Consider the following 23,673-nt stretch of genomic DNA (forward strand, 5'->3'; position numbering starts at 1 on the left):
TAGAGGTGAAGTATGGATATGATTTCAAGAATGGAAAGAAATAAACAAATTCATGACCAAGTTAATAAAGAAATAGCATATAACATACAAATTCATAATGAAAAATCAATAATAAGTGCAACTTTTGAAAAGTTAAAACAAATAGATGTAAATTATTTTAAAGAAAAATTGGATATATTTGATAAAAAACATCAAATCGAAAAACCGTATTTAGATAAAGATAGGTCCACTAGTTTAATATCTGAGGACTTAAAATACGAGATTAGAAAAGATATGCACGACCTTAAACAAATAAAATCTAAAGAAACACCCGCTAATAATATGCCAAATAGTGATATAGAGGAACAAATTGAACTTAGAAATGAGAAGTTTATTCGTTATTTCAACAGTTTGAAAAAAAATGAAGAAATTTTTACTATAAATATTGATAAGTTGAAACAAAAGCAACAATTAAATAAAAGGGTTGAACAAGAGATATCAATGGCTACTGTACAAAAAGTTAGAAGTCAAGACACAAGAAGTACTATGCAAATGTTATCCGAAGTGAGTGATAAAACAGAAAAAGCTCAAGCACTACTGATGAAAGATTGAAAAATGTATGAGAAAAAATATAGATTTAAAGGTGTTTTGATATTCATAATAATGGCAATAATAATAATGATAGTTTCTATTATTACACCATATTTTTTATAAGGAGTTCTTATTATGCAAACTAATTATAATATAGCAGTTGATGGAACTGCTGGTAGTGGTAAAAGTTCGGTTATGTCATTAGTGGCTGAAAAAATAGGATTTAAATTTATAGATACTGGTCTAATGTACCGTGCATTTACAAAATGATGTTTACAAAACAATGTTAATTTTTCTAAAAAAGATCAAATTATTGATTTATTGAAAAAACTTAATTCAGTAGATATAGATGGTTCATTTATAAAAATTAATGACAATGATTATTCGCAATATATAAATGATTATGATGTTGTTGAAAATATCAAATATATTGCAACTATAAGTGAAGTTCGTGAGAAAATGGTGTTTTTACAAAAACAAATGGTAGAAAATGGAAGGAATATAATGGTTGGACGTGATATCACGACTGTAGTTCTACCAAAGGCCGACTTAAAGATTTACTTTGATTGCTCGCCTGAGGCTCGTGCCCAAAGAAGAATGGAACAAAATAAAAAAAATAATTTATCAGGTGTGGATTACAATATACTCCTTAACCAAATTAAAGCAAGAGATGAATCTGATATGAATAGAGAAGTTGGAGCGCTAAAAATTGCAAAGGATGCATGAGTAATTGATACTAGTGATTTAGCCTTTAATGAAGTTGTCGATAAAGTCTTAAAACACATTCATTCGATAAAACAAGAAAGAGGTTAAGCATGTCAAGAAAAGGTGTTGTAGCAATTGTTGGTAGACCAAATGTAGGTAAATCCACATTATTCAATCGTATTATCAAAGAAAAAAAAGCCATAGTAGAAGATAAACCAGGTGTTACAAGGGATAGAATGTATGGAAATGCAGAGTGATTGACCTTGCCTTTTATAATTGTTGATACTGGTGGTATCACTCTTCAAGATACAGCATTCGCAAAAGAAATCAAAATGCAAGCTGAAATCGCCATCAAGGAAGCGGATGTAATAGTTTTTGTAATTAATTTTAGAGAAGGTATAACACTAGAAGATGAAGTGGTTGCAAAAATATTATATAAAACTAAAAAACCAGTAATTTTAGCAGTTAATAAGTACGATAAAAAACAAACATATGATGAGTCATATTCTTTTATGACTCTTGGTTTTGGAGAACCTTGTCTCATATCTTCAACACATGGTATTGGGGTTGGTGATTTATTAGACTCAATAACAGCTAAAATGCCGAAGTTTGCTATGAATGAGAACTCAGATGATATAAAAATCTCTATCGTTGGTAAACCAAATGTGGGTAAATCAAGCCTAGTAAACTCTATTGTTGGTGAGGAAAGAATGATTGTATCTGAAGTTGCTGGAACCACTATTGATAGTGTTGACACCAAAATAAAAGTAGAAGGTAAAAACTATACTATTATTGACACAGCAGGAATGAGAAAAAAAGGGAAAATATACGAAAATTTAGAAAAATATAGTTATTTAAGGTCCTTAACAAGCATCAATAAAGCAGACGTTGTTATATTAATGTTGGATGCGAGTCAACCTGTAACAGATCACGATACCAATATTGGTGGTTTTGCTTACGAAGAAAATAAGCCAATAATCATTATCGGAAACAAATGAGATTTAGTTAAAAATAAGGAATCTAATACGATGAAAAAGAAAGAAGAGGAGATTAAAGCCTACTTCAAGTATTTAAATTATGCTAAAGTCATTTTTATATCAGCCAAAGAAAATAAAAGAGTTCATAAAATATTTGAAATAGTTGAATTAGTGAGAGATAATATCAAGAAGAGAATTAGAACAAGTTTATTAAATGAAATTTTCAACAAAGCTCAACTAATAAATCCAGCACCAAACCATAATGGTGGTCGTTTGAAAATTTATTATGCTTCACAAGTGGAGGCCTATTTACCAACATTTGTGTTGTTCGTCAATAATCCTTCTTTTGTTCATTTTTCTTATAAACGTTTTCTAGAAAATCAAATAAGATCACAATTTGATTTTTCAGGAGTACCAATCAACATAATTTTTAGGGAGAGAAAATAAGAATGAAAAATATGAAAATAGCAATAGTTGGCACCGGTGCTTATGGAACTGTTCTTGCTAATGTTTTATCGGATAATGGACACTCCGTTATTATGTTTGGAATTGATAATACCGAAATTAACGATATCAATGAAAAACACTTGAACTCAAAGTTCTTTGGAGACCTTATAATCAATGATAATATTATCGCTACCAACGATTTTGCACAAGCTATGGAAAAGGCTGAAATAGTAATATTATCAACACCAACATTTGCTTTAGATAATGCCTTAGATAATGTTCTTAAGTATGGAAAAAGAGAAATGCACATTATAAATGTATCAAAAGGGTTAGACAGTGAAAACTTAGATGTACTTAGTAAAAAAATAAAAACCAAGTTATCAAACAAAGGTGTAATGAAGTCTTATGGTGCAATTTATGGCCCATCAGTTGCAATTGAAGTGATAATGCGAAAACCTACTTGCGTTATGAGTTGTAATGAAGATAAAGAAGTTGCGCAATTTATGGCGGATATTTTCTCAAATGAATACTTTTTTGTTAAAACTTCAACAGATATTATAGGTTGTGAAATAGCAGCCGCCTTGAAAAATACTGTAGCCATCGCAAATGGAATTTTAACTGGTTTTGCCGGATCTGATAACTCAAAAGCATCACTTATTACAATAGGTAATGCCGAAATATACAATATTGCTAAACATTTTGGAGCTAAAATAGAAACTTTTATGAATTTTGCCACATTAGGAGATTTAATATTAACCGCAACTTCTCCTAAATCAAGAAACTTTTCATTAGGTTTACAAATTGCAGAAAAAGACAATGCTAAAAATGTATTAAAAACTCACAAAAATACAGTGGAGGGTGTTGCTGCTTGTGATTTAGCTTATAAAATCATCAAAAAGCATAAAATTTCCTCACCTTTTTTTGAAATAATGTATAAAATACTATATAATAATGGCAAGCCTAGTGTATTAATACACGATTTTTTCAAATACGCTAAGGTAGTATAGGTATAGATAGAAGGGGTAATAACCATGACTAAAAAAGAATTATCAGAAAAACTATCAGCAAATTTTAACTCAACTAAAGCAGAGGCAGAAAAAATGGTAAGTTTCATTTTTGACGAAATTGTTTCATGTTTAGTGAAAAAAGAAGAAGTTTCAATTTCTGGATTTGGAAAGTTTGTTACTACTGAAAGAGCTGCACGTGAAGGTGTTAATCCATCAACAGGATCAAAAATTCAAATTCCTGCAACTACAGTAGCAAAATTTAAAGTTGCAAAACAACTTAAAGAAGCTGTGGCTAAATAATTTATTTAACCACTAATAAAAAAGTTGCCTATGCAACTTTTATTTTTTTTGAAAGGTGGAATCCCTGTGTTTGATTTTTTTAGAAAAGGATTAATCAATAAAAAAACTTTACTAATTCTCAATTACTCAAAACTATCTATAACTGAAAACCAACTTGCAATAATATTAATAATTATGGAATTATCTAACGAAGAACAAAAAAACTTTACTCCATCTCAATTGTCTAAATATATGTCTATTGAAAAATCTATTATTGAAAAAGAAATTAACAACTTATTGGTAAATAATTTAATAAAATTAGAACAAAAAGGTAAGAAAACTTCTTTAGACTTCACTCCATTGTTTAATAAAATAATAGTTAAACTTGAAGAAGAAAATTCAAATTTAACTAATGACACTAATTATTTGTTTATTGAAGAATTAATTGGTAGAAAACTAGAAGCAAAAGAAATTGAACTTATAATTTCATATATCGAAAAAGGAATCTCGAAACCAAAGTTACTATCAATAATAATCAACAATAATATAACAACTTTTGAAGATTTATTAAAAACAATTAATGATTATATTAAAAAAAATAATTTAAAGTTGACTAGATACAATTGATTAAATGATTAATAAAATCAATCAAACCTAGGGAACGGCCATCAAAAAAAATCTCGAAACCATTTCTTTCAAATCAGTCAAAACTGATTTTTTTTGTGTTGAAATTTAGCAAACTACTTCATGATAATCCATAATACTTATCGTACTTATGGAAATAAACAACTATAAATGAAACCCCTGAGTTTTTAGAAACAATCTCTAACTTTTCAAATTGGCTTTTTTTTATGTTAGATAAATTAAAATAGTCTAACTCGGTTTCTTTTGCTTCGAATTCTATATAGGCTCCTTTATATATACCTATATAATCACAAAAAATGTTTTTGGTAAGCTTTGACTTTAAGATATTGTTATCAACAGAAATTAACGTAGAATTCAAAGGTATTTTATAAAAGTAGGCTAAACTATCATTAGAATATTTTTCAAGTGTATAGTTTATGACACTTTCTAAGTAAAGTCCTTTATTTTTTAGTATCAAATTATCACCTCATAATTAATATCGACGATTTCTTTTATCAAATTACATCTTTTATAAAAAAAATGAGTTATTTAAGAACTCATTTTAATCTTTTGCTACTGCTACTAATCCAATTATCCCACCAATACAACAAACGATACCTGGTGATAAATATAAAAGGTTTTTAAAGTTTGTAAATAATAATATGATATAAACAACACCAAATAATAAGACAAGTGTGAACCACAACAATGATAATTTTCGATTAGTTTTTATTATCAAAATAACAATCAAAAAGATTGAAAATATGATTACAAAAATATCTTCTGCTAAACTTCATCGTTTTGAATGATCATTTATTAATGTGACAATTGCTGAAATAAAAAATATTATTGATCCTATTATTGATATTAATCTCGCACTATTTTTCATATAGAAACCTCCATAAAGATTATAGCAATGTTGATTGCTATTATTGTAAATTAATAAATAGATTGAAAACTAAATTTCGTTATATAATATTTCAAAGTGAAGAAAAGGGGTAATTATGGCTAACATTATAAAATTGACAAGGACAGATATTTTACAAAAAGATTTTGAAGTTGAATATAAGGGTTATAAAGTAGAAGAAGTTGATGCATTCTTGGATATAATAGCAGAAGATTATAAGTTATTTGCTGATAGAGAACAAAAACAAGAAAAGAAAATTAAAGACCTTACTGATAAAATTGCTAGACTAAAGTCAGAACTTAGTTCAACAATGGCACATTTAAAATTAAATGAACAACAAAAAGAGGAACTTGCAAGACAAGGGTTGGGAAGTAGTGCATTAATTGAAAGAATTTCTAATTTAGAAAAAGGGAAGTTTAATAAAGAATAGTGTAAAATATATGGTGAGATTGGTTTGAAATCAACTGCTATATTTGAAAAAGAATATAGAGGAAACTCCACGCTTGCACATCCTGAGATGGATGTAGTGTTTGTGCTAGGGGAAAAAATAACCCTAGGCATCTTTTATGATGACGACAAGACTAACCTAAGTGATTTTTCATATGGTGATGTCTTTAAAGTGCCACAGAGACGACTAACTAGAAATAGTGAAATGGAACGGGTAAACTCCACAAGCAAGAAACTCAAATTTTGGTAGAGGAGCTAGTTTTTCGGGAATTGAACTGAAAAATTGGATCGCTGATTTAGCGATAGATAGATAGTTGATGCACAATTGTGTACAGAACGTGGGTTATGACAGATTAGTCTCATTATATTTTTTAAGGATTTGTGGAAATGAAAAAATTATTTAATTTTTTAAAAGCAAATAATTATACAATTTCTTCTTGTGAATCATTCACAGGCGGATTATTTGGTAGTGATTTATCAAATATTTCAGGAGCAAGCACGGTATATAAAGGTGGTTTTATATGCTATAGTGATGAATTTAAAATTAATCAGCTTGGGATTGAACCAGAAATAATTAAAAAATATTCTTCAGTATCAATAGAGGCATTGAAAGAAATGCTACACAAAACCAAAAATATTTTAAACACAGATGTGGTTGTTGGTTTTACAGGTTATGCTACTCCAATTGATTTACATAATCAAAGAAGTGGTTTATCATATGTTGGATTCCTGCTTAAGGACGAAGTATTTCTCTTCGAATTGAATATTTACAAAAATATTTCAAGGAAAAAATATAAGAAAAAAGCTTTAAATTTATTATTAACTAAAATTAAAAATAAATTAGGGATTACGTAAAAAAATATGTTCTTCTCTCGATATATGTATTGGGAGGAAGATATGATAAAAGAAATTTTTGAGAAAACAAAAAACGAGGCTATTTTAAATATGGAAAATAATATATATGATGATCCTGAATTTAAAGCTGTATTAAAAGATATTGAAAAAACTTTTGGTAAAGGTTCGATAATGAGATTGGGAGACAAAGCAAACTCTCTAATTGAAGCAACTCCAACTGGAAGTTTCTTATTAGATAAAGCTATTGGAATTGGTGGTTATCCAAAAGGAAGAGTTGTTGAAATTTATGGACCTGAATCAAGTGGTAAAACGACTTTATCTTTGCATGCCATTGCTGAGGCGCAAAAACTAGGTGGAAGAGCAGCTTTTATTGATGCAGAACATGCTCTTGATCCAAGATATGCTAAAAATCTTGGAGTGGATATCAATAATCTTATAGTTGCACAACCAGACTCTGGTGAACAAGCACTCGATATTTTAGAAATGTTGGTGAAATCTAACACAATAAACATTGTTGTTGTTGACTCTGTTGCTGCTTTAGTGCCAAAAATTGAATTAGATGGTGAAATGTCCGACCAACAAATTGGTCTACAAGCCCGTTTGATGTCAAAAGCCTTAAGAAAACTAAACGGGATTATTTCAAGAACTAATACAACCGTTCTTTTTATTAATCAATTAAGAGAAAAAGTTGGTGTTATTTTTGGAAATCCTGAAGTTACACCTGGTGGTAGAGCACTTAGATTTTATTCTTCAGTAAGATTAGAAGTTCGAAAAGGGGAAACTATTATGAATAATGGTGAACCAAGCGCTAACAAAGTTAAAATAAAAGTGGTAAAAAATAAAGTTTCACCACCATTTAAAACTTGTCAAATAACAATCAACTACAACAGAGGTATCGATAGAGAATTAGAAGTTATTGAGCTTGCAACTGTTTATAATGTTTTGACAAAAGCTGGTGTTTGATATTCTTACAACGAAGAGAAAATAGGACAAGGAAAAGAATCTGTTCGAGATTGATTGATTAAAAATCCTGACAAGTTACTAGAAATTCAAAATAAGATCAACGAAGTTATGAAATAATAAATCAATGTAAAGAATACCAATTGATTTTGAAATTTGTTGATTCAAAGAAACTTATTGTTATTAAAAAATAAATTTATTTCACACTTTTGAAGTGTGATTTTTTTTTTTTTTTTAGCTTTTAGAAACTTGTAAATAGAATTTAAAATATATCTTTATCATTATCAAATCCTAGTTTAAAAAATCTTTTGTTTATATTGTATTCAATAATTTATTTAATACAAATTATTCATTCAACTAATTTTTTTATAAGAAGTTATTTTTGTGGAAATATAACTTATTATAAATGATAAAAAAAGATGAACTATAAATTACTAATTAAAATTGAAAATTTTTTTTATATCTAAATCTTTTAATCTACTTATTTAATAATAATTTACTAATTATTAATTTATGTTCAAACTAAATTACGTACAAAATAAATACTTTATAAATAATAATATGAGCTAAATGTTAATAATACGATGGTATTGAATGTTATTTTTTTAAATCTTGTTGACGTTTTATAATGAACATGAACTCAAAATAGCAAGTATTAGGATTATGGAACTATAATTTTCAAAAATGGCTTCTTATTTATGAACTTCTCATTTAAATTTTATGTTTTGAAATACACGTAAATCAAAAAAAGTAGTTGAACAATATCTTTTTTATACTAAATTATATAAGAAGATATTCCATTAAAAAAGTTATATAAGTTGATAAAAAATAAATATTATAACTTAGGATAGTTCTAAATTGTATGATACTATCTTTTATAAATATCGATATTCTATATTTTGTCTAATGTGCCTTTATTCATCATAATACCTAGATCGTTACATAAAATAAATAGCATATTTTTCCTGTTAAAAAATAAAAACAATTTATCAAATTAGTATTTTATTAAAAATAGAATAATCAAAATTTAAAAGAGGTAATTAACAATATTTATCATTACAACTACCATAAGTCTCAATTGTTTTTTTTCGACATTTGATATTATATGTTTTTCAAGAATCAATACTTTTTTTGAATGTGAATAAACATATATTAGTAACGGGTGTGCAAAAAATCTTTTTTAATAGTTTTGCAATTTCTGCGGAATATAAATATTTAAGTATTATTATTTTTAATATTATTATCTAATGTTAAAAACTTTTATATAGATAAACATAACTTCTACTTGAGTTTTGAAATTTTTATAGTATATCATACTCATGCTTTTATCTTTTACTTTTTTTGGTTATTTAAAAAAACACATGTAAAAATTTACCCATCTAATTATCAGCGATAAGTCGAGAAGTTTTGAATTATGGTTATTTGTTTAATGTGTATGTTATTAAATATAATATTTTTTTACTGATAAGTGGTATACTTTTGATTAATAAGTTTTACACTAGTTTTGATAGTCTTAGATAGTGTTTTATTCATGCTCATTTTGAAAAACCCTTTTATAACTCTTCTTTTTTATTTTAATCAAGTATAATGAAATCATAATTATTCCAAAATAATTAAATTAAATGGAATAATTCTTATTTATAGGAGGAAATAAGAAAAAAATATGGTTAAGTTTCTTTAATTTTTCACATTTGTGGTTTTAAAATTTTAAAAACTTTATTTTATAACTACTTTTATTAAACTAACAAGATTAATATATTCTAATAATTGAATTATAAAATCTATGCACATTGTTGTGTTAACGAGAGTAGGGTAAAAAATGAAAAAATTTATAGTTTCTTTAAGTGTTGTAAGTTTGTTTGTATCGACAACTGCTTTTACTACATATGGAATAAATAATAATAATAATAATACAAAGGTTAGTAATTCAAATGATGGTCACAAAATATCTAATATTTCCAGAAGATTAACAAAATTACTAGGTAATAATAAATATGATATTAATTTGCATAACAAAGATAATTTCGATGAAAATACTTTGTTAAAATATTTTGCTTATAATAAGTCAAAAAATCTTATAGATATTGACATAAATAAAATATCTTCTATAACAAAGAATATAAGCCTTGTTGATATTCTATCTTCAAATGAGTTCAAAAAAGAATTAAATGACTCTTTTTTAAGAGGAGATTTCTTCATAAAAAATAATAAATTAGAATATGACTTTTCAGGTATAAAAAAACTTAGTCCTGATTTTAAACTAGAGAATAACAACTTATATAACTTAAGTGAAATAAAAAATAGAGCTCAATACCTAGGTGTCTCAAACTCCGATTTTGAATTGATAACTCACTGATATTGATTTGGTTATAGAAGATTAGAAATGACTGATTCAGGAAGACAATTCTATGTCAAAGAGTTTGTTTCAAATTCTTACTCATCATTAGAAGTTCTAAAAAAGTTCTTATGAAAAGTTTGAAAAATTGCAAAACGTTATAGTCTGAACGGTTTGATTGCATTCATAATAATCGCAATAGCTTTTATTTTAATAAACTTTACTACTTTATATCTCTCAACTAAAGAATTGAAAAGTTATTATTATTCAGCTGCTTACATAGGTTATTATGCTTTAACAGGAACAATTGTGGCATGAGGACATAATTAATTCATTACTTTAATCAAAAAGGAGGAATAATATGATAAAAAAAACACCGAACTACAAAAAATGTTTAGTAGGTTTAATAATCATGCTAGGTGTAGCAGTTCTTGTAAATGTTTTCTTTGGTTACATGGTTAATATCCCCGTTTATCTTGATCATAAATATAAGAATGATAATGTGGATAGGTTCATTTCTTTAATCTCTGCGACTTCCATTAATTTAGTTTTATTAATTGCAACCTTCATATATGGTTTAATTTTAATAATTAATAAAAAAAATAAATCATTAATTCCTTTCTTGATTTTGAATTTTCTAAGTGCTACATTTTGTATTGCAATAGATAACTTTGTAAATGCTGATGTTAATGTTATAAAAACTCTAATAGCAGTTGGGTTACTAATTTTAGGTCTAATAACATTTATTTATTATTACGAAGGTTTTGATTATAATCGAGAACAAAAAAATAAGTTTTACTTTAAAGTTACACAGGTCATAATAATATTGTCGTCTATCCTATGTATCATTAAACAAATAATCAATATATTCATTTTAGATTTAAATGCGAAAAATATCTCTTTTATATCAATTTATATATCATTATCATTGGTTTCAATAATCTTATCTAGCATTTATTTCAAAAACTCTAAAATAGTTCTTTGCATTATTTCGTGAGTATTTACACTTTTCATAATTTTGGTATCTCCAGTAGTATTTGTGTTAACTATATTAGCTACTACATTAACAATCTTTGGATTATTTTTGTTAAAAAACAAATCTAAAAATAATGTTCTTGATACAAATAAAATACAATAAAAAGATTTCATATAAGCATTTTATATTATTTAAACTCTAATGCTTTTACAGGCTTTTGGAATAAAAGAGACTTTCAACTAGGTCTTTTTGTTAATTAGCCTTATGTAAGTTTCATAGAAATAGTTTTTTGCTTTGATATATGCTTTTTCGATATTCAAAGGTATATAATTAAAGTGTTGAATTACAACACCGCTTTTCATCAGTTAGGAGTAACATAGATGAAATTTACATGAGAAAACGATACATTCATTGTCATAATAACAGTATTTGTTGTGCTTTCAGTATTACTTACAACCGCACTAATATATATACTGTTTAGTCGCAAGTACAAGAATGTCTTAAAAAAAGCACAGAGCGACGCAAAAAAGCTAAAAATGACTGCAATGGCAGATACAAAAGTTGAAATTGCTGCAATGAAGGCTAAAGCTGAAGAAGAAATCGATTTGAAAAAAGAGGAGTTAGAATCTCTAGAAAAAGATTATATTAAAAAGAAAAAACTTCTTTTTGAACAACTAGAAGAAGTTGCTGACAAAGAAGAAAAACTTGTTCAATCCCAAATAGAAGTAAAAAAAATGAAAAGCAAGTTATCAACAGAGATTGATCAAGTAGTTTCTATTTTAGAAATAACATCTGAAATGAATGTCGAAGAAGCTAAAGAGAAGTTAATTTTATATACAGAGAAAACCTACATTGAAGATTTAGCAAAGGAACTAAAAATTAAAGAAGAAAAACTTTTAATAAATTCTAAACAAAGAGCGAATGAAATATTGATTGATGCAATGCAAAAATGTTCTGTTCAGGTTGCAACAGAAAAAAACACCACAATTTTCAAAATTGAAGACGATAATTTAAAAGGAAAAATTATAGGTAGGGAAGGTAGAAATGTTAAAACTTTCCAACAATATGGTGGTGTTGACATTGTCATTGATGAGGTTCCTAACAGAATTCTCATATCTTCTTTCAATCCAATAAGAAGAGAAATCGCCTACAAAGCATTAGAGGCATTGATGAAATCAGGAAAAATTCAACCTGTAGCTATTGAGGAACAGTTGATATTACAAGAACAAAAGTTGGAAGAAACTTTCGAACAAACTGGTTATGAAATCATGGAGCTATTCAAAATCAATAATTTGGATATTGAGGTTATCAAATCCTTAGGTAAGTTGAAGTTTAGATATAGTTATGGTCAAAATGTTTTGCAACATTCAATCGAAGTAGCAACTTTTTCTAAATTAATAGCAGTCGAGCTTGAACTTGATGAAGATACAGCATTATTGGCAGGATTATTACATGATATTGGAAAAGCAATAGACTTCGAAAAAGAAGGTTCCCATATCTCATTGGGAGCCCAATTATTGCGCAAAGTAAAAATGGATGAAATAATTGTTAACGCAGTTGAAGCTCATCATGGTGATGTTGAAAAAAAATCATTTTATGCAGAAATTGTAGCAATTGCAGACACTTTAAGTGCCGCTAGAACCGGAGCTCGTAATAATAACTCAGAGGAATATATGCACAGAATGAGAGAGATCGAAGAAACTTGTTTAAGTTTTGAAGGTGTTTCAAAAGCATATGTGTTACAAGCAGGGCGCCAAATAAGAGTGATTGTTAATCCTAATTTAGTAGATGACTATGAACTGAAAAAATTAGTCTACAAAATCAAGGACAAAATATCATCTATTAACAGAACACCAGGAGAGATAGTTATCACTTTAATTAGAGAAATCAGACAATCTCTAAAGGTATAAAACCGTTTAAACGGTTTTTTTTATTTTATTATCAAACTAAAAGCCGATTTTAGTCATTTTTTTATATGCTATAATTAATTAGATGATTGGAGTTGATTAAAATGGGATTTGGAGATTTTTTAGCTAATAGAATGAAAAAGTCTATTGAAAAAAATTTAAAAAAGACAACTTTAAATGAGGATAATATAAAAGAAGTCTTGAGAGAGATTAGATTATCTCTTCTTGAAGCGGACGTAAACGTTGATGTAGTCAAAAAATTTATAAAAAAAATAGAAGATAAAAGTCAAGGAGAATTCATTCAAGATGGTTTAAGAGCCGATCAACAAATGATAAAAATAGTTCATGAAGAACTTGTTGAAATTTTAGGTAAGGTGAATACTCCACTTGAAATCAATAAAAAACCCTCAATAATCATGATGGCTGGTTTACAAGGGGCAGGTAAAACAACAACTGTAGGTAAGTTGAGTAATTTAATATCAAAAAAATATAAAAAGAAGGTATTAATGGTAGGTCTAGATATTTACCGTCCAGGTGCTATTGACCAATTGGTTGAATTGGGTAATAAAAATAATCTAGACACCTTTGAAAAAGGAAAACAAAGTCCAGTAAAAACAGCTAAAGAAGCAGTTGATTTTGCTCAAAAAAATAACTATGATGTTATTATTTTGGATACTGCTGGACGACTACAAATTGATAAAACATTAATGAAAGAATTAAATGATATTAGAAAAGCTGTTTCACCACAAGAAATTATTTTAACAGTTGATGGGATGACAGGTCAAGATATTATAAATGTTAGTCAGGAATTTAACAAAACCCTTAAACTTAGTGGTGTAATTGTAACCAAGCTAGATGGTGATGCGCGTGGGGGTGCTACATTATCTATTACGGATATAACTAAGTTACCAATTAAATTTATCGGTGAGGGTGAGGGTATAAATGCATTAGCAGAGTTCCATCCAAAACGTATGGCCGACCGAATTTTAGGATTGGGTGATGTTGATACTTTATTCGAAAAAGCAGCGGCTGTTGTAGACCAAAGAACTATGGAAAAAACAATGAAGCGTATGTTTGCTGGTCAATTTGATTTAGAAGATTTGAGAAACCAATTAGCTCAACTTGCTAAAATGGGTAACATTAGTGGCTTAATGAAAATGATGCCAGGGATGAATGGGAAGATCAATGAAACACAAATTGAACAAGCGCAAAAACGATTATTTGTTGCTAATGTTTTAATGGACTCAATGACAGTAAAAGAGAGACGTGACCCCAGAATTTTAAAAGCAATCACAAGAAAACAAAGAATTTTAAAAGGTTCGGGAAGAACAGAAAAAGAGTACAATGACTTACTTAATCAATTTGACAAAGGAAAAAAACAAGTTCTTGAGATGGCGAAACAAATGAAGTCTGGAAAAATGCCAAACTTGGGTGGCTTAGGTAGAATGAGATAATATTTGAATAATTAAATATTTAGAGGTTTTAAATGAAAAAATTAGTAGTAATAACTGGAGCATCCTCTGGTATAGGTAAAGAATTAGCGTTGTGTTTTTCAAAAAAAGGTTATCCTTTATTGTTATTGGCTAGAAGATTAGAACCACTGATAGAGTTGAATTTACCTAATACCATTTGTAAAAGTGTTGATGTTCAAGATTTAAAGGCGTTTGAAAGCGCTGTTCGATTTGCAGAAAATACTTATGGTAAAACAGATCTTTTGATTAACAATGCAGGAATTATGCCTTTAGGAAAAATATTTGACATGAATATAGAACAACAATATCAAATGGTAGATATTAATGTAAAAGGTGTTTTAAATGGAATGCATATTGTGATTAATGATATGAAAGAAAGATTAACAGGTACTATCATAAATATTAGTAGTGTAGCTGGTAGATGAACCTCTGAAAACAGAGCAATTTATAATGGTACAAAGTTTGCAGTTCATGCTATTAGTGAACAAGCAAGAAAAGAGCTAGCACCATATAATGTAAGAATCACAACAATAGCACCAGCTCTTGTTGATACTAATCTTATTTCAAACACAGTAAATAAAGATTCTATCGAAACATATAATGAATGAAAATCTAAGTTGGACGGTGGATTAAAGCCGTCAGTAGTTGCGGATATGATACTTTACACATACGAGTTACCTCAATCTGTTGCTGTTAGAGAATTAGTTATTTCATCAACAAAGCAACCAGTTTAAAACTAAAAATAATTATTACTAACTAAAAAAACATATTTTCTTATAAATATATGTTTTTTTTTTTTTTTTTTGTTAATATCACAAACGGGTTTTAACCTAAACGAATTTACTGGGAGGTAGTTGAAAATATGAAGAAACTATTAAGTATATTAGGGTCAATAACACTTATAGGAGCAGGTCCAGCTTCATTGGTTGCTTGTTCAAAAGAAAAAGCAACCCTTAAAGATTTATCATCAGTACTAACTAATACCAAATTAGGTGATTTAGCAAATAAAGAGGAAAAAACAATAAAGAATGTAATCAAAGAAAAAAATAAAAATATTGTAATTGATGAGTTAGTTTTATCTTCAATAACAGAAAAAAGTGCAAAAATTTCAGTACGAAAAGACTCAAAAGTATATAACCAAATCGCTACTGGTTCTGAAATAATTCTTGAGTTTTCTATCAAAGCAACACTTAAAGATTTATCAACAGACTTAACTATTACCAAATTAGGTGAGTTACCCAATAATGATGAAAAAACAATAAAGAATGCAATTAAAGAAAAAAATAAAAACATCTTAATCGAAGAGTTAGTTTTATCTTCAATAACAGAAAAAAGTGCAAAAATTTCAGTACGAAAAGACTCAAAAGTATATAACCAAATCGCTACTGGTTCTGAAATAATTCTTGAGTTTTCTATCAAAGCAACACTTAAAGATTTATCAACAGACTTAACTATTACCAAATTAGGTGAGTTACCCAATAATGATGAAAAAACAATAAAGAATGCAATTAAAGAAAAAAATAAAAACATCTTAATCGAAGAGTTAGTTTTATCTTCAATAACAGAAAAAAGTGCAAAAATTTCAGTACGAAAAGACTCAAAAGTATATAACCAAATCGCTACTGGTTCTGAAATAATTCTTGAGTTTTCTATCAAAGCAACACTTAAAGATTTATCAACAGACTTAACTATTACCAAATTAGGTGAGTTACCCAATAATGATGAAAAAACAATAAAGAATGCAATTAAAGAAAAAAATAAAAACATCTTAATCGAAGAGTTAGTTTTATCTTCAATAACAGAAAAAAGTGCAAAAATTTCAGTACGAAAAGATTCAAAAGTATATAACCAAATCGCTACTGGTTCTGAAATAATTTTTGAGTTTTCTATCAAAGCAACACTTAAAGATTTATCAACAGACTTAACTATTACCAAATTAGGTGAGTTACCCAATAATGATGAAAAAACAATAAAGAATGCAATTAAAGAAAAAAATAAAAACATTTTAATCGAAGAGTTAGTTTTATCTTCAATAACAGAAAAAAGTGCAAAAATTTCAGTACGAAAAGACTCAAAAGTATATAACCAAATCGCTACTGGTTCTGAAATAATTCTTGAGTTTTCTATCAAAGCAACACTTAAAGATTTATCAACAGATTTAATTATTACCAAATTAGGTGAGTTACCCAACAATGATGAAAAATCAATAAAGAATGCAATTAAAGAAAAAAATAAAAACATCTTAATCGAAGAGTTAGTTTTATCTTCAATAACAGAAAAAAGTGCAAAAATTTCAGTACGAAAAGATTCAAAAGTATATAACCAAATCGCTACTGGTTCTGAAATAATTCTTGAGTTTTCTATCAAAGTAACACTTAAAGATTTATCAACAGATTTAATTATTACCAAATTAGGTGAGTTACCCAACAATGATGAAAAATCAATAAAGAATGCAATTAAAGAAAAAAATAAAAACATCTTAATCGAAGAGTTAGTTTTATCTTCAATAACAGAAAAAAGTGCAAAAATTTCAGTACGAAAAGATTCAAAAGTATATAACCAAATCGCTACTGGTTCTGAAATAATTCTTGAGTTTTCTATCAAAGTAACACTTAAAGATTTATCAACAGACTTAACTATTACGGATTTAGGAATTATAAAAGATAAAAATAAAGAAACTATTTTAGCTGCTATCAAAAAAAAGAATAAAAATGTAGATGTCAATGAAATACAAGTGGGTTGAATATATGATGATGAAGCTTGGGTGTATGTAGGTAAAACTTCGAAAGTGTATAAAGAATTATCTCTAAAATCTGGTATTAAAGTTATTTATCAAATAGGGTAACAAAATCAATAAGTTTTTAATATTCTTATACTTTGCTTAATTTTGAAATATAAGCAAAGTTTTTTTTAAAAATAAAAAAGCTATACTTTAAATGCATAACTTTTTAAAAATATTTACTTTTTGAATGAGCCTATTCTTTTTACATCAGAAGCTTCTTGTTCTTTAATAGCTTGTAATCTTCGATTTGCTTCCTCAATAGTTCTTCTAGTTCTATCAAGTTCTTTTTTTCGTTTTTCTTCTGCACTTATCTTAGACCAGACTCCAGCTCTCATAGAATCACTCATTAATAAAATTAATAATACTGAAATATTAAATAAATCATCAACAACCTTAGCAATGTGTTTTTTTTGCTTTTCGGTTAAACTATCGGATTTATATTTATCTAATATTGTAACTTGGCTATAAAAATCATCCGCAAATTTATTCCCAAATTTCTGATACATTATAGGTTTACCAACCTCAATAAATAATGCAATATTTTTAAATAAAGCTAACTTTAGTTCAATTTCGTGTTCTGTAGCCGATCTAAATTGGTGAATTATATTGTTAATCCTATCATCTTGATACTCTTCTATTACTTTCTCTGAAATGATTCTTTCTTTTTGACTTACTAATTTAAAAACCACTTTATTATTTTCAATCTCTGTTTCGATAAATTTGTAATTCATTGCATTTACATATTTTTGAATACGTAGTGGTAATATGTACATATCATAAGCAATATACTCTGAGTATCTTCATTTTCTAGAAACGATTTGCAAAACTATGTTATATACCATTTCTAATATTGTTAAATTTAGTGTTCTTTCATTTAACTTAAACTCTAGTTTATTTAATCTCAATAATTGATAAAATTCGTAACCATAATATTCTAATGAGATCATATTAAAATATGTTTGTATAGTTGAATTGTTCAAAATTGCTGAGTATGAAAATTGAATATCAGGAACTAATGCATCTATTATATTTTCAAATTGAGGTCTTAGATCCAATACAGATTGAAAGTGTTTTCTTTCAGACATATAAATTTCCTCCAAAATCTAATTTAATATATTTTACCATAAACTTGTTTTATTTTAGTCGTTAGTTACGAAATGTTATATGATTAGTGTATATTTAAAATCTTGGAGAAATGTATGATAAATATCAAAATTATTTGTTTTAATAAAATGAGCAAGGAATATCTGGAAATCTACAATTTATATTTAAATAAATTGAAAAAATTTGTCGATATAAATATAGTGGAGATCACAGAGAGTAGTACAAATGATATTAAAACTAACATGGCAAGAAATGAAGAAACGATAAAAACTAAGATTAAAAATATCAATGACCCTAATATATTTTTATTGGAAATAGATGCTATTCAACAAACATCCGAGGCATTCGCTAAAACAATTTGTGATATTAAGGACTTCAAGGGTGGCAATGTTACTTTTATTATTGGGCCTAGCGATGGTTTTAGTGATAATTTCAAGATACTGATCAAAAATAAAATTAGCTTCGGTAAACTAACATTACCATATAATTTGGTTAGAGTAGTTCTATTAGAACAAATCTACCGCTCAATTAAAATAATTAGAAAAGAACCGTATCATAAGTAAAACTTATTATAAGTTGTCAATTTAAAAAAGAATTTTAATTATTATTTTTTATCGTTACAATTAAAGATATGTGGAGGTGTTCTCTATGAATGAAAAATCAAGTTTCAATTGATTTCCAGGACATATGAATAAGAGTATAAAAGAAATAGAAGCTAAAATCTCAATTGTTGATTTAGTGATCGAGATTGTTGATGCTAGAGCACCATTTTCAACTCAAAATCCTTTATTTAGAAAGTTACTTAACAATAGACCTAGATTGATTTTAATGTCTAAGGGTGACTTGGCTGATGATGAAGTAACTAAACAATGAAAAGACTATTTTTTTAACTGTGGTAATGTTGTTTATGTAATTAAAGATAAACAACAACCTATTTATAACGATATATTAAAACTTATCGAAAAAATGACAATTGAAAAGCAAAAAAAAGACAAGGCAAGGGGAATAGAAAATCCACAAATAAATGTCTTAGTGGTAGGTATTCCAAACGTTGGCAAATCTACTGTAATTTCTAAACTCTCAAAAGGTAAGCGACTTAAAATAGGAAATAAACCGGGTGTAACTCGCGGTATGCAAAGAATTATTATGACTAACAAAATAACGCTTATCGATACACCAGGAATACTACCTTCAAAATTTGAAAATGAAACAATTGCTTGTAACTGTGCAGCAACTAATTCAATAAGAATTGAAGTAGTTCCAAAAGAAAGGTTTGCCACTAAACTTATGCGTTATATTTATAATTCATATCCAAAATTGATTGAGGGTGTGTATAAAATAAATAAAGTTATATCTAGACCAATTAATTACGATGATACTTTTAAAATTTTTGAAGAAATTGCTAAAAGAAATAAATTTATCATTTTAGATTCAATAGCTGATGTAGAGAGAGCTATCGAACTATTCGTCCATGATTTATTGAACCTTAATTTAGGAAAAATCTCTTTTGAAAAACCAATTGAGGTAAACTATGAAAGTTTAACTTTGGTTGATGAAGTTGATGTCGATTCAACAATTGAAAGTGATTTAACTGTTGAATGATAAAAAATGAACGATATTTATTTGACCAACAAATAAGGAACAATGAAAATGTGGAATTTATATCAGGAAGTGATGAAGTTGGAAGAGGTGCGATGGCAGGTCCAATTGTTGTAGCGAGTTTAATATTAAAACCTTCTTATAATAACGTTCTAATAAGAGACTCTAAACTATTATCAAGTAAACAAAGAGAAAATCTTTACAACGAAATTCTAGAAAATTCTATAGACTGCTCTATTAAAGAATATGAAGCTAAAATTGTTGATAAATTGAATCCTAAAGCAACAAGTGTTTTAGGAATGCTAGAAAGCATAAAAGATTTAAAAATAAAGCCAGATGTTTGTTTAATTGATGGAGAAGATATACAATTAAGTGGGTATAAAACGTATAAAGTTATTAAGGGTGATAATCTTAGTCAAACAATCGCTGCTGCAAGCATCATTGCAAAAGTGTATAGAGATCGTTTGATGGAGGGTTTTGATACAATATATCCTATGTATAATTTTAAAAAACATAAAGGTTACTGCACAAAAGAACACATTCAAAGACTTGAAGAATATGGAGTTTTAGATATTCATCGGATATCTTACAAACCAGTGGCTAATATAAAGGAGAAAAAAAATGAAGTTCGACAAAAATAGTCAATTATATTCACAATGAATAAATGCTAAAAATATGGATCCTGAGTTAAAAGAACAATTGTTAGCAGCGGATGATTATGAATTAGAAAATGCTTTTAATTTACAATTAGAATTTGGTACTGCTGGAATTAGAGGAATATTGGGACCAGGACCAGGTAGATTTAATTCATATACTATAAAATTAGTAACAATAAGTTACGCTAAATTATTAATAAAAAAATACCCTGATTCTCTATCAAGAGGGGTTGTAATTGGTCATGATAATAGAAAAAACTCAAAAGAATTTTCTCAACTAGCAGCTGAAATATTAACCAGTTTTGGTATAAGAGCTTATTTATTTAAAAACAATGATATGAAACCAACACCAGTTGTATCGTTCGCTACAAAGGATTTGAATGCTATTGGTGGAATTGTGATAACTGCCAGTCATAATCCAGCAAATTATAACGGCTACAAAATATATGACGAGTTTGGTTGCCAATTAATAGATGAAGAAACAAAAGTAATCGCAGATAAGATGTCAACAATAAAGGATATACTTAATTGAAACTATAAGTGCGATGAATCATTAATGACAATTGTAGATGAAAAAGTAATTGTCAATTACAAAAAAATGATTGAGAATTTGCAATTTTACAAAAATGAAGATAGAAACAAATTCAAAGTTATTTACTCAGCTGTTAATGGTACAGGAACTGAGTTTACTCCCCCATTATTACGAGAGTTTGGATATGATGTGATCGAAGTTGCAGAACATTCTTTTGAAGACCCAACTTTTAAAAACGTTGGTAACCCCAATCCTGAATTTGAACCAGCTTGAACTATTCCATTAGAATATGGAAAAAAACATAACGATGCATCGATAATGATTATTCAAGATCCAGATGCAGATAGGATTGGTTGTGCAATTAACCATAATGGGGAATGAATAAGAATTGATGGTAATCAAACAGGACCATTATTAATTGAGTGAAAACTGAGTCAACTAAAAAAACATAATAAATTACCAAAAAATCCTGCAATGTATTCAAGTTTTGTTACTAGTGACCTAGGTGATAGAATTGCTAGTGAAACTTATGGAGTCAGTGTAATTAAAACTTTAACTGGCTTCAAGTGAATGGGTTCAGAAATTTTAAAAGAAGAAAAAAGGAACTTAAATTTTGTCTTTGCATACGAAGAAAGTTACGGTTATGTATTGGATTCCTCAACTAGAGATAAAGATGGCATCCAAGCAACTACTATGTTGGTTGAGGCTGCTTGATACTATAAAAAACAAAATAAAACTTTAATTGATGTTCTTTTTGAACTATATGAAAAATACGGATATTTTTACACTTATACAGAAAACTTGAACTTCAAACCAGAAGAAATTAAATTAAAAGTTGAACCAATTATGGAAAAACTAAGAAGTGAGTATTTTGAAAAACTTGGAGATTTAGAATTAAAATATGCCGAAGATTATATCAATGGTTTATATAATATGCCAGGTCAAAATCTTATGAAATTTTGTTTTGAAGATGGCAGTTGATTTGCCATTAGACCTAGTGGTACTGAGCCAAAAATAAAGATTTATTTTGTTACAATTGATAAAACTTTAGAGAATGCTAAGGAAAAATGCAAGAACCTTATTAAAAACTTAAAAATGTTTTTAGAAATATAAAATTTAAAATTTTATATTTTTTTTTCGTTTTTTTTACCTATGTAGATATAATAATAATTGTTAGGGAGACCATAGGGGGTATGGATATGAAAGTTATAATTATTGGTGGTAGTGCTACAGGAATGGGAGTCGCTGCAAGATTGAGACGTAATGATCCAAAAATAGATATTACTGTTTATCAAGATAAAAGTTATGTTTCACTTGGAGCATGCGGACTACCTTATTATGTGGCCGACGAGTTTGAAAATGAAAACTTGATGTTGGCAAGAACTATCAATGACTTCGAAAAAATGAACATACAAGTTCATTCAAATAAAAAAGTAAAAAAAATTGACTTCGAAAGCAAAAAAGTAATATTAGAAGATGGCGAAGACTCTTATGATTACTTAACTATCGCTGTTGGCGCAAAACCTATAGTTCCTAACATTGTAGGTATAAACACAAACAATGTATTCACTTTAACAACCTTAGAAGATGGTAAAAACCTTAAAAATGCACTTTTAAATAACGATAGCATAGAAAAGATCACCATAGTTGGTGGAGGATTTATAGGCCTTGAAATGTGCGAAACATTATCTAAAATAGGTAAAAAAGTAAATCTTATAGAAATGGAAGAAGAATTATCTTCAAAAAGTTTTGATTCTGAGATAACAACATTAATAAAAGACAAACTAATAGAGAAAGAAATTGAAGTTTTTCTAGGTGCACAGGTCACAGAAATATTAAATGAGAATGGAAATGTCTCTGGTGTAGTCTTGAAAAACGGCGAAGTTATACAAACACAAGCAGTTCTTTTATGTGTAGGGTTTAAACCTAACACAGAGTTTCTAAAAGACACCGATCTTAAATTAATTAATAATGGAGCTATATTGGTGAATAAACTGGGAGAAACTAATATAAAAGATGTTTATGCTGGTGGAGATTGTGCCACTTCTAAAAATTTTATAACAGGTGAAGATATCTATTCCCCATTAGCAACCGTAGCTTCCAAATTTTCAAGGGTTATAGCTGATAATATAGTTGGTAATAATATAAGTTTTGAAGGTTCAATTCAAAGTTCTATTATTAGAATTTTTGATCTAGAGGTGGCAAGAACTGGTTTAACAGAAAAATATGCCAAAGAAAAAAATATGGATGTAAAATCAATTTTTATAAAAGATAAAGACTTCACTCATTATGTTAATGGGCAAAGCGACCTTTATCTTAAATTAATTATGAATAATAAAGATAAAACTATTATTGGCGCACAAATGTGTGGTAGCAATAAAGCTGTTTTGAGAATTAATGCATTAGCAGCTATGATTTGGAATAAAACCATTATCGATAAACATTTGGAACAAGTTGATTTAGTTTATTCGCCGCCGTTCTCAAAAACAACTGACATAATACATATAGCAATATCTAATATATTAAAATAAA

General features: G+C 27.7%; 23 protein-coding genes and 1 other RNA gene. 21 read left to right on the forward strand and 3 right to left on the reverse strand.

Annotated elements, in window-relative coordinates; all coding sequences use genetic code 4:
• The first annotated feature begins 18 nt into the window (after nucleotides 1-18).
• From AAHM92_RS01525 to AAHM92_RS01550, 6 genes are all read left to right on the forward strand, one after another.
• The gene (locus AAHM92_RS01525) at nucleotides 19-693 is read left to right on the forward strand and encodes a hypothetical protein (RefSeq protein ID WP_144083783.1); all 675 of its coding nucleotides are present in this window, start codon (nucleotides 19-21) and stop codon (nucleotides 691-693) included.
• A gap of 12 nt (nucleotides 694-705) precedes the next feature.
• Nucleotides 706-1,383 carry a (d)CMP kinase gene (gene cmk, locus AAHM92_RS01530; RefSeq protein WP_500222779.1) on the forward strand — a complete coding sequence of 226 codons (678 nt, stop codon included), beginning with the start codon at nucleotides 706-708 and terminating at the stop codon, nucleotides 1,381-1,383.
• 2 nt (nucleotides 1,384-1,385) lie between these two features.
• Entirely contained in the window at nucleotides 1,386-2,699 is a 1,314-nt protein-coding gene (gene der / locus AAHM92_RS01535; RefSeq protein WP_500222781.1) for a ribosome biogenesis GTPase Der, read from the forward strand.
• A gap of 2 nt (nucleotides 2,700-2,701) precedes the next feature.
• Nucleotides 2,702-3,706: an NAD(P)H-dependent glycerol-3-phosphate dehydrogenase gene (locus AAHM92_RS01540; protein ID WP_500222783.1), complete on the forward strand. Its 1,005-nt coding sequence runs from the start codon at nucleotides 2,702-2,704 to the stop codon at nucleotides 3,704-3,706.
• A 24-nt stretch (nucleotides 3,707-3,730) separates the two neighbouring features.
• Nucleotides 3,731-4,006, forward strand: coding sequence for an HU family DNA-binding protein (locus tag AAHM92_RS01545; RefSeq protein WP_500222785.1), 276 nt, complete (start codon nucleotides 3,731-3,733; stop codon nucleotides 4,004-4,006).
• A gap of 66 nt (nucleotides 4,007-4,072) precedes the next feature.
• On the forward strand, nucleotides 4,073-4,624 hold the full coding sequence (locus tag AAHM92_RS01550) for a DnaD family protein (protein WP_023789086.1): 552 nt from the start codon (nucleotides 4,073-4,075) through the stop codon (nucleotides 4,622-4,624).
• Here AAHM92_RS01550 and AAHM92_RS01555 read toward each other — a convergent pair.
• Together AAHM92_RS01555 and AAHM92_RS01560 are read right to left on the reverse strand one after the other, a co-directional pair.
• On the reverse strand, nucleotides 4,599-5,087 hold the full coding sequence (locus AAHM92_RS01555) for a Holliday junction resolvase RecU (RefSeq protein WP_500222786.1): 489 nt from the start codon (nucleotides 5,085-5,087) through the stop codon (nucleotides 4,599-4,601). The genes AAHM92_RS01550 and AAHM92_RS01555 overlap by 26 nt on opposite strands.
• 84 nt (nucleotides 5,088-5,171) lie before the next feature.
• Entirely contained in the window at nucleotides 5,172-5,498 is a 327-nt protein-coding gene (locus AAHM92_RS01560) for a hypothetical protein (protein ID WP_023789088.1), read from the reverse strand.
• Between the two features lie 115 nt (nucleotides 5,499-5,613).
• Between AAHM92_RS01560 and AAHM92_RS01565 the strand changes: the two genes are divergently transcribed.
• The 10 genes from AAHM92_RS01565 (at nucleotide 5,614) to AAHM92_RS01610 (ending at nucleotide 17,313) form a co-directional block, all read left to right on the forward strand.
• Complete coding sequence (locus AAHM92_RS01565; RefSeq protein ID WP_500222788.1) at nucleotides 5,614-5,946, forward strand: DivIVA domain-containing protein; 333 nt, start codon at nucleotides 5,614-5,616, stop codon at nucleotides 5,944-5,946.
• Nucleotides 5,947-5,968: 22 nt separating this feature from the next.
• Nucleotides 5,969-6,314, forward strand: an RNA gene (gene rnpB, locus AAHM92_RS01570) — RNase P RNA component class B.
• Between the two features lie 36 nt (nucleotides 6,315-6,350).
• Nucleotides 6,351-6,818, forward strand: coding sequence for a CinA family protein (locus AAHM92_RS01575; protein WP_500222790.1), 468 nt, complete (start codon nucleotides 6,351-6,353; stop codon nucleotides 6,816-6,818).
• 90 nt (nucleotides 6,819-6,908) lie between these two features.
• Nucleotides 6,909-7,898, forward strand: a complete 990-nt coding sequence (gene recA / locus AAHM92_RS01580) for a recombinase RecA (protein ID WP_500223110.1) — start codon at nucleotides 6,909-6,911, stop codon at nucleotides 7,896-7,898.
• A 1,699-nt stretch (nucleotides 7,899-9,597) separates the two neighbouring features.
• Complete coding sequence (locus tag AAHM92_RS01585) at nucleotides 9,598-10,443, forward strand: hypothetical protein (RefSeq protein WP_500222791.1); 846 nt, start codon at nucleotides 9,598-9,600, stop codon at nucleotides 10,441-10,443.
• 31 nt (nucleotides 10,444-10,474) lie between these two features.
• The gene (locus AAHM92_RS01590; protein WP_500222792.1) at nucleotides 10,475-11,251 is read left to right on the forward strand and encodes a hypothetical protein; all 777 of its coding nucleotides are present in this window, start codon (nucleotides 10,475-10,477) and stop codon (nucleotides 11,249-11,251) included.
• 218 nt (nucleotides 11,252-11,469) lie between these two features.
• Entirely contained in the window at nucleotides 11,470-12,999 is a 1,530-nt protein-coding gene (gene rny, locus AAHM92_RS01595; RefSeq protein WP_500222794.1) for a ribonuclease Y, read from the forward strand.
• Between the two features lie 101 nt (nucleotides 13,000-13,100).
• A complete protein-coding gene (gene ffh / locus AAHM92_RS01600; protein WP_023789096.1) occupies nucleotides 13,101-14,450 on the forward strand; it encodes a signal recognition particle protein in 1,350 nt (449 codons plus the stop codon).
• A gap of 32 nt (nucleotides 14,451-14,482) precedes the next feature.
• Nucleotides 14,483-15,202: an SDR family oxidoreductase gene (locus AAHM92_RS01605; RefSeq protein ID WP_500222796.1), complete on the forward strand. Its 720-nt coding sequence runs from the start codon at nucleotides 14,483-14,485 to the stop codon at nucleotides 15,200-15,202.
• Between the two features lie 128 nt (nucleotides 15,203-15,330).
• Complete coding sequence (locus tag AAHM92_RS01610; RefSeq protein WP_500222798.1) at nucleotides 15,331-17,313, forward strand: lipoprotein; 1,983 nt, start codon at nucleotides 15,331-15,333, stop codon at nucleotides 17,311-17,313.
• Between the two features lie 113 nt (nucleotides 17,314-17,426).
• Here AAHM92_RS01610 and AAHM92_RS01615 read toward each other — a convergent pair whose 3' ends face one another.
• Complete coding sequence (locus AAHM92_RS01615; RefSeq protein WP_500222799.1) at nucleotides 17,427-18,335, reverse strand: hypothetical protein; 909 nt, start codon at nucleotides 18,333-18,335, stop codon at nucleotides 17,427-17,429.
• A 114-nt stretch (nucleotides 18,336-18,449) separates the two neighbouring features.
• Here AAHM92_RS01615 and AAHM92_RS01620 point away from each other — a divergent pair, with 114 nt between their 5' ends.
• The 5 genes from AAHM92_RS01620 (at nucleotide 18,450) to AAHM92_RS01640 (ending at nucleotide 23,672) form a co-directional block, all read left to right on the forward strand.
• On the forward strand, nucleotides 18,450-18,917 hold the full coding sequence (locus AAHM92_RS01620) for a 23S rRNA (pseudouridine(1915)-N(3))-methyltransferase RlmH (RefSeq protein ID WP_500222800.1): 468 nt from the start codon (nucleotides 18,450-18,452) through the stop codon (nucleotides 18,915-18,917).
• A gap of 85 nt (nucleotides 18,918-19,002) precedes the next feature.
• A complete protein-coding gene (gene ylqF, locus AAHM92_RS01625; protein ID WP_500222802.1) occupies nucleotides 19,003-19,959 on the forward strand; it encodes a ribosome biogenesis GTPase YlqF in 957 nt (318 codons plus the stop codon).
• The gene (gene rnhB / locus AAHM92_RS01630) at nucleotides 19,953-20,594 is read left to right on the forward strand and encodes a ribonuclease HII (protein ID WP_500222803.1); all 642 of its coding nucleotides are present in this window, start codon (nucleotides 19,953-19,955) and stop codon (nucleotides 20,592-20,594) included. The genes ylqF and rnhB overlap by 7 nt, the downstream gene beginning before the upstream one ends.
• The gene (locus AAHM92_RS01635) at nucleotides 20,575-22,254 is read left to right on the forward strand and encodes a phospho-sugar mutase (RefSeq protein WP_500222805.1); all 1,680 of its coding nucleotides are present in this window, start codon (nucleotides 20,575-20,577) and stop codon (nucleotides 22,252-22,254) included. The genes rnhB and AAHM92_RS01635 overlap by 20 nt, the downstream gene beginning before the upstream one ends.
• 86 nt (nucleotides 22,255-22,340) lie before the next feature.
• Nucleotides 22,341-23,672, forward strand: coding sequence for a CoA-disulfide reductase (locus tag AAHM92_RS01640; protein ID WP_500222807.1), 1,332 nt, complete (start codon nucleotides 22,341-22,343; stop codon nucleotides 23,670-23,672).
• The last annotated feature ends 1 nt before the right edge of the window (nucleotide 23,673 follow it).

Origin of the sequence: Spiroplasma endosymbiont of Melanargia galathea (assembly GCF_964031075.1) — a bacterium.
Classification (GTDB): domain Bacteria; phylum Bacillota_I; class Bacilli_A; order Mycoplasmatales; family Mycoplasmataceae; genus Spiroplasma_A; species Spiroplasma_A apis.